Here is a 7,865-nt window from a genome sequence, read left to right on the forward strand (position 1 = left end):
CTTATCTGGCAAGAGACTTAATTGATTAGTTCGCTCTAGAGCAAAAACAATTGACAAAAATCGCTAAATGCCTTTCTCTATAAGGGTTCCATCCCTTATAACCCCCGTCCATTGCATAACACAAACCGAAGAGCCAAAAAAAGTATTTTTTGCTAAGAATAAATCCTTCTCTAAATTATTAACGATTTTACCTTAGTTGTCAACAATTCTAGGCTTGACTGTATTATTCCTTCAGTTTGACCAGAAACAGCAAAAACCAGAGCTTCCATTAAGCAGGTATTATACCAATGAGTTGTAGTGAAAAGATGAGATTGAGTTGATTTCATTGATTAGACCTCTTGCAAAAGTCTTAAGTCGATCCTTGTACAGCAACATTTTTGAAGATTATCAACTACTAATAAATAATTAACTGAAAGTCCTTCCCATTATTGTTTCTATCGTTTGTTTTCGGATTTATGCAAGAGGTCTATTGACAATTGCCCCTAATAAATCTTCAAAATTTGATGCTATCCCAGCTATGGTATCCGCTTCAAACAAATCTTTTTTATACTTCCACCATAGCTGAATAACAGTTCCCGAAGGGGTATTTTTTTTCCAGAACAATACTCCTAAATCTACTCTTGCCATTGATAATTTAAGCGGTATGGGGGTGACATTCAAACCCGATAATTCTAAATGCTCTCTGGGAGCTTTTTGCAAAAAGTCTAAATACACTCTAAAAAAGCGTTTATTTCGCTCTATCGGCGGGTCAAAGGTTTTGGCGATTTGCTCAAAAGGGACATCTTGGTGAGTGATGACAGCAAGCATCTCCTGTTGAACCCGTTTTAATAGCTGGAAAAAGTCGTCATTTTCGCCAAAATCAAGCCTTAAAGCCAGCATTTTACCAAAATCTCCCATTACAGATGCAAATTGCTGCTGATTGCTATCAATCGCTGGAACGCCGATAACGAGACTTTCCTTCGGAGCGTACTGATGGAGTAAAAGTCCAAAGGTAGTGGCGATGGTGGTAAAAAAAGTCACTTTTTGTTTCTGACTCAAAGTTTCTAACTGAGTGGTCAGTTCAGGGAAAATCTCCATTTCTAGGGTAGCCGCCTGGAAGCTTTGCACCTCTGGTAGCGGTCTGTCAGTGGGAAGATTTAAAGGTTGGGGTTCTCGACTTAACCAATGTTGCCAATAGTCGCGCCTTATTTTTAGTCCTTCTTCTGTAAGAGATTGACGTTCGGCAATCACATAATCGCCATACTGTAGGGGTAATTCGGGCAAAGGAGAAGGGCTATCAGAGAGGAAAGTATCGTAGAGAAGGCTCAATTCTGGCATTAATATTTCCGAAGATTGTTCATTGGCCAGCATCATGTGTAAACCGATCAGCAAAATATGAGACGTTTCTGACAATTGTAGTAGATTAACAAACAACCAAGGATCTTTGTCCAGAAAAACTTGTTTTTTGATTTTTTCTGCGGTTATTCTTTCTATTTCTTGCTGTTGCTCTACTTCTGAGCGGTTTCGCAGATCAATAATTTCAAGAGCTATCTTTGTGTTGGGATAGACAACCTGCCTTAAAGAACCGTTGATTTCTTCTAATTTTGTTCTTAGAATTTCATGGCGACGAATAATCTCATTAAAACTTTTTTCCAAAATAGCTATATTAAGCTTTCCTTCCAGATGGAAGTAGTTAGGTAGATAATAAAAGCTACCTAAATGACGATAATCCCAAAATCGCTCTTGAGCAAAAGAGGGCGGATAATAACGAATTTCGTCGGCAGGTTGGAGATTTGTTGCTTCAATTCTGTTAAATGTTGATGATTTTTCTGACAGACAAGTTACTAATTCAGCAATGGTGGGTGACTGAAATAGGTCAAGCATCTGCAAGTTTTTATTCAACCCTTCTTGGATTCTATTCAATAAAACAATGACCTTGAGAGAATTTCCGCCTAACTCAAAGAAGTTATCATTAATACCGATTGGCTCTAGTTGCAGAACTTCAGACCACAAGTTCGCTAATATTTCTTCTTCTCGATTACGAGGAGCTACAAAATTAGCTTTATTACTGGTTAATATATAACTCGGTTTTGCCAGTTTTGACAAGGCCAGACGGTCTATTTTATCATTAGGCGTAAGGGGCAATTTGTCTAAAATACTGATGGCATTTGGCCTCATATATTCTGGCAATTTGCTTTTAATAAATTGACCGAGTTCTAATATTAATTGCTGCTTAAATTTAATCTCGATTGGATTATTGGCATAGGTAAATATATCTTCAATAGGAGAACTAATGGGAAAAATTGCTGGTTGGAATGGTGCGGATTTATGGCTAAAAACTAGATCATAATATCCTGTGGCATCGGTATTAATCCAGCTAATCTCTAGGTGATAAGGTAAGTCCTCCACAAGAGCCATTATCCGATCAATTTCTACCCCATGCTTCGGCTGCTTACCTAGCCACTGGTTTAGTTGCTTAAGTGAGTCGCTTTGATCAGCTTCTTCTAACCATTGTTGAACCTTAACTTCCTTGCTCAAACGAGCATTAGGAATACGAGAAATACCTAAATTTTTCGGTTGATCTTCAGTTAAAATACGTTTAACTTCGGCTAAGTTCAGTTGTTCTTTTTGCCAGTCTAACCAATCAATCTCTGTCAACGGTTCAACGGAACTATTGATAGATAAAATCGCCTCGTAACGAAAGCGAGTTAATTCATTATCATAAACCCCAGTTTTGGGTTTTATTTGCACATGAGTAATTTCAGGAAATTGTTGTTGAAGTGCTAGGAAGAAAAAGGGATGTAATAACAACTCTTCTTCTGCTTGTTGTTTGCGGGTAATTCTTTCTCGCAATTGGCAGGCAAGAACATGATCATTAGCTCGATAAGCTTCTACCGAAGTACAATAGGTTGGCAAAAGGGCTAAATTACGAATATCTCCAACAAGAATATGACCTCCTTTTTTAACCCGTTTAATCAACCCTTCTAAAACTTGCAGTAGGTAGGCGGTACTGGGGAAATATTGCAGCACAGAGTTGATGATAATAGTATCAAAACTTTCTGACTCCAATCCCGCTAAGTCATCGGCGCTTCTTTCCCACAAAGTTACATGATCTAAACCGCCTATTGTTTGCTGAATTTTCCGAATATGATCTAAAGCAGGACGAGAAAAATCAAGACCTACATACTCGGAACAATCGGGGGCAACTCGAGTTAATAATAATCCCGTACCGCAGCCAACTTCTAAAACTTTTTCTGGGTGTAACTCTTGAATGCTTTCAACGGTTTTATCCACCCATTCGTGCATTTCTTCTTTGGGAATTGGCTGTCCGTCATAACTACTATCCCAACCAATAATATTAAAAGTAAGATCACTTTGAATAGGGGTTTGACTGTCAGTTTGCTGATTAACAGTTTTCCAAAGAGCCAGATATTCTTGTTGAGTTTTTTCCTGTTCTAAGGAATCCTCAGAAGTTAGATGAGGAACGACATAAGCGATTAACTGTTTATCCCCTAATTGATCTTGGCTGAGGATAACCGCCGCCGAATCAATCGCCGAGTGTTGAATCAATACATTCTCAATTTCTCCTAGTTCTACCCGAAAACCTCTAATCTTAATTTGATTGTCAATGCGTCCTAAGTATTCAATGTCACCATCGGCTAAATAGCGACCCAAATCTCCAGTTTTATAAAGCCGTTCTGAGGGATTGAAAGGGTTATTGATAAAGTTTTCTTGGGTTAATTCTAGCTGATTGAGATAACCTCTCGCTAAACTAATACCAGCAATATATAATTCCCCTTGAGTTCCTTGGGGGACAGGCTGTAAATTCTGATCAAGAATATAGATTTGTGTCTGATTGATGGGACGACCAATAGGGACAGAGGTACAGTTTTCTGTTAATTTATAATTAGATAAATCACAATAGGTTGCTTCGACAGTGGTTTCTGTCGGTCCATAAGCGTTAATTAATTGGGGTACTCGGCGGAGTTTCCCAGTTTGTAGCATTTCTTCTATATATTGCTGCCATAGTTTGAGTTTTTCGGGTAATAAACTTTCTCCACCCACAAATAATAATCGCACCGATTCGGGGAAGGGTTCCTTAGTTCGTGCTAATTCGGTAATTAAAGCCTGCCAAAAAGCTGTGGGTAAATCTAAGATTGTCAGTTGCCATTCTCGACACTTTTGGATAAAGCTAGAAAATGAGCTTAACATCGCCTCAGTTCGCAAAAACACTGTGCCACCAACAGTTAAGCAAGGATAAATTTCCTCGACGGCAACATCAAAACTAATCGAGGCAAATTGTAAAATTTGATCGCTTTGACTGAGATTAGCAGTAGTCTTAACCACTTCAATAAAATTAACCACAGAGCGATGTTCAATCATCACGCCCTTGGGTTTTCCGGTGGAACCTGATGTATAGATAATATAAGCGAGGTTTTCGGGGTTAACTTCAATATCGGGATTTTCTGGCTTTTCCAGGGCAATTAGCCCCCAATCTTCATCCAATTTCAGAATTTTAACTCTCTGATTGTCCCCGAATTTACCGATTAAATAACTATTGGTGATTATGAGAGATAATTGAGCATCTTGTATCATATAATCCAAGCGCTCCGGTGGATAGTCGGGGTCGAGGGGAACATAGGCACATCCGGCTTTGAGAATAGCCAAAAGCGCCATCACCATTTCCGGGGAACGTTCCACAGATAAGCCAACGAGACTTTCCGATTTTAGCCCACATTTTTGTAAATAATGGGCCAGTTGATTGGCTTTTTGATTTAAGCTTTCATAGCTAATTTGCCGGTTTTCCCCAATCAGAGCTATCGCTTCAGGGGTGCGTTGTACCTGCTGTTCCAATAATTGATGAATAGATTGAGTCATGGGAACTAAAGTAATTTGATTTAACTCAGGTGCTATAGTTGGTTTAATTTGCTTGATCCTATTTTCCAAAGCGACGCTCGCGATTTTGAAACCAGTGGATAGCTTCTTCAATATCTGCCGGAGTTAGATCGGGAAAGAAGGTATTTGTAAAGTAGAGTTCACTATAACAACTCTGTAGGGGCATAAATCCAGATAACCGACATTCTCCAGAGGTCCGAATAATCAGATCTGGCGGCGGACAAAATTGATCCATTAGCTGATGAGGTTCGATCTCTTCAGGTTTAACCCCCTTTTCTACTAGGCGGCGAACTGCGCGGATTATCTCATCTTCACCACCGTAGTCTAGGGCAAAATTGAAGATGTGACCGGTCATTCCTTTGGTGCTATGCTCTACCTCCTCAACCATAGACAAGAGATTTTCAGGAAGGCGATCTTTTCTACCTAAATGTCGCAACTGTACTGAGTATTCACCCGATAAAGGCAATAAATAGCTGAGAAACTGACTAAAAACATCCATTAAGTTGTCAACTTCGCTATCGGAACGCTTCCAGTTTTCGGTGGAGAACAGCCACAATGTCGCGGCGTAAATTTCCTTATCCCAAAGCGTTTTTAATAGGGAAGGTGCCACCTCTATAAATGCTTTTCTGTGACCTTCTTGGGGAGATAAGCCCTGATTTTTTGCCCATCTTCTGTTACCGTCTGGAATGATGGCAATATGCTTGAGAGGTTTAGTAGAGATGTTGTTAGTCATAAAATTTTTCCTAATAAGGTTGAATTGAGTAGTTTGGTAAACAGAGCGGTATTTAAGTTTCTGGTTTAGAGTGGAGTAGCTTCAATTAAACTCTCTATAGACTCAGTATCAATAATTTTAGTTATTTGAAAGCCAGCCGTTTCTAACAATACCCTAAATTCCGATTCTGAGCGAATTTTTCCTGAACCTAGCATCCATAAATTGAGATCAGCTAAATTATCCTTCCAACGATTTTTGTGCAAAATTCGATCCACGATTAACAATCGAGAGGATGGGTCCATAGCCTGACGACAGTTTTTGAGAATTTCAAGGGCTTTTTGATCATCCCAATTGAGCAGAATTTTCTTCAATAAATAAATGTCTGCTTTAAGTAAAATGGGGTCAAAAAAGCTCCCAGAAATCAAACTACAACGGTCGATCACTCCCTCTTGTGTTAGTAGATATTTCCCCTGCTCAATACAATAGGGTTGTTCAAATAGCACCCCTTGAATCTGGGGATATTTTTGTAAAATAGCAGCCAGAAATTTTCCGTATCCTCCACCAATGTCTGCGACAATTTCCCCGACAGAAAAATCATAAGCGGCCAAAATCAGGGGGTTTTGAATTGCAGTTATATCAACCATTGCTTGATCAAAAACTTCAGCTTGATCGGAATTTTGTTGATGAAACTCTTCAATATTGACACCATACATAGACTCAAAAGCACCTTGACCTGTGGTTAAACTTTGAGTCAGATTTCCCCAACTAGCATAACTTTCTTCTATTTCCGCCATCAGAAAATTGCGAACAGTTCCCTGTTGCTTATCTCTTAAATAAGTTGCTAAAGCAGTGTTTTGGAAATAGTTGGGTTGGGTTTCTTCTAAAATCCCCAGACTGGTTAACGTCCGCAAAAAACGATAAAGTAAATCAGCATTAGTATGGGTTTCAGTGGCTAACTCTTGATAAGATTTTGTTCCATCGGCCAACAGATCAACAATTCCTAATTTGGCGGCCGCATAAATACATTGGCTAATCTGAAAACCCCTTATCATCTGCAAGACAGTGTCTCTATCAGACATTTGCCCGGGATTTTCTCGCTGAAGATTAAACATGATTGAATGAGCAAAGTTGAGATGGTTGTTAATGGAATGACTCTGGAGATATTTTTAGACGAAATAACTCTCGGGAAATTTTTCTGTAATCATCATAATCGCTTGCTTCTGAGAGAAAACACGATAGGTACGAGAAAAAAGTTTTTCTTCTGGACTGATTTGAAAATCCTCAGCCAAATCCCCCGCACGCTCTTGAGATAAATCAACGATTTCCTTAAAGGTTTCCATCCGATTTTCTAACCAAAGCTTACCAATGGGTTTTCCTGAATTGATTAATTCCTCTTGAAACTTGGTGTCTAGTCTATCAATAACAATAATAGACTCGGCATAAACTAAATTTTTTTGGCTGACTGTACTGCAAAGAAATATTTTTCTTTTGATAATTTTACTACCTTTTTCAAGATCTAAAACCGGCAAGTCTTCCTCTAAATATACCGCTTCTTCAGACAGTTTAACAATTGACATTTTTTCCAACAAATAAATCTCTAAAATGTCGGTCAGAGTCCCATCGGTTATTAAAATGATTCGCTGGAGTGTGCTTAACTCCGAAAGATTAAGAGGGGTTTTGCTAAAACTATTTTTTAGCAACTCGATTTTACACCGATTCGGTAGTTTCGCTGGCATCATGGCACAATTCCTTAATTTGCTGGATAGATTTAAAGTTAGCCCATCGATGTGCCTAAGCGCTCTCTGGATATCTTGCTATAACTGGGTAAACACAACCTTAAGCTGGACAATCTACTAAGTAGGTTGGTCTCATTGAATGTAAGACCCAGTGTGGGCGGTATGCTCCCATTACAGGTGGGTGCAAATCAATGGCACCCACCTACTTAGTTGTTTTGCCGCGGCGCTTTGATTAGATTCCCAACCACCACATATCGGGATCAACATCTTTTGCCTGGGTTTTGATCACCTCCTTGTGATCTCGGTGCCGGTAGGAAGACTGAGCTTGGTTAGCGGCATAATCCATGATGGCTTCATATTCGGCCTCCTCTTCCGTCGGCCAATGCAGAGGAGGAATAAAATTCTGGCTCTTCGTTACTTGTTATGGTTCGATAGGGGGGCATAAATCGACTAAATCCTTATCTGGCAAGAGACTTAATTGATTAGTTCGCTCTAGATAAAAAACAATTGACAAAAATCGCTAAATGCCTTTCTCTATAAGG

The 7,865-nt window shown here is 39.2% G+C and carries 4 protein-coding genes; all 4 read right to left on the bottom strand.

The features are described 5' to 3' along the window. Window positions 1-453: 453 nt before the first annotated feature. The 4 genes from O9332_RS14765 to O9332_RS14780 all read right to left on the bottom strand — a co-directional run bounded on the left by O9332_RS14765 (window position 454) and on the right by O9332_RS14780 (window position 7,326). The gene (locus O9332_RS14765) at window positions 454-4,926 is read right to left on the bottom strand and encodes a non-ribosomal peptide synthetase (protein WP_002761483.1); all 4,473 of its coding nucleotides are present in this window, start codon (window positions 4,924-4,926) and stop codon (window positions 454-456) included. Beyond that, complete coding sequence (uppS, locus tag O9332_RS14770; protein ID WP_002761485.1) at window positions 4,916-5,608, bottom strand: polyprenyl diphosphate synthase; 693 nt, start codon at window positions 5,606-5,608, stop codon at window positions 4,916-4,918. The genes O9332_RS14765 and uppS overlap by 11 nt, the downstream gene beginning before the upstream one ends. A 65-nt stretch (window positions 5,609-5,673) precedes the next feature. Further along, entirely contained in the window at window positions 5,674-6,666 is a 993-nt protein-coding gene (locus O9332_RS14775) for a methyltransferase (protein ID WP_288026184.1), read from the bottom strand. 87 nt (window positions 6,667-6,753) lie between these two features. After that, window positions 6,754-7,326, bottom strand: a complete 573-nt coding sequence (locus tag O9332_RS14780) for a chorismate--pyruvate lyase family protein (protein WP_002761490.1) — start codon at window positions 7,324-7,326, stop codon at window positions 6,754-6,756. Between the last annotated feature and the right edge of the window lie 539 nt (window positions 7,327-7,865).

This window comes from Microcystis sp. LE19-10.1B, from assembly GCF_027530565.1.
Lineage (GTDB): Bacteria > Cyanobacteriota > Cyanobacteriia > Cyanobacteriales > Microcystaceae > Microcystis > Microcystis aeruginosa.

What these genes read in the sequence shown, in the direction of transcription:
- uppS (WP_002761485.1), bottom strand. Translation starts at nt 5,608, where the DNA reads ATGACTAACAACATCTCTACTAAACCTCTCAAGCATATTGCCATCATT.
- O9332_RS14775 (WP_288026184.1), bottom strand. Translation starts at nt 6,666, where the DNA reads ATGTCTGATAGAGACACTGTCTTGCAGATGATAAGGGGTTTTCAGATT.
- O9332_RS14780 (WP_002761490.1), bottom strand. Translation starts at nt 7,326, where the DNA reads ATGATGCCAGCGAAACTACCGAATCGGTGTAAAATCGAGTTGCTAAAA.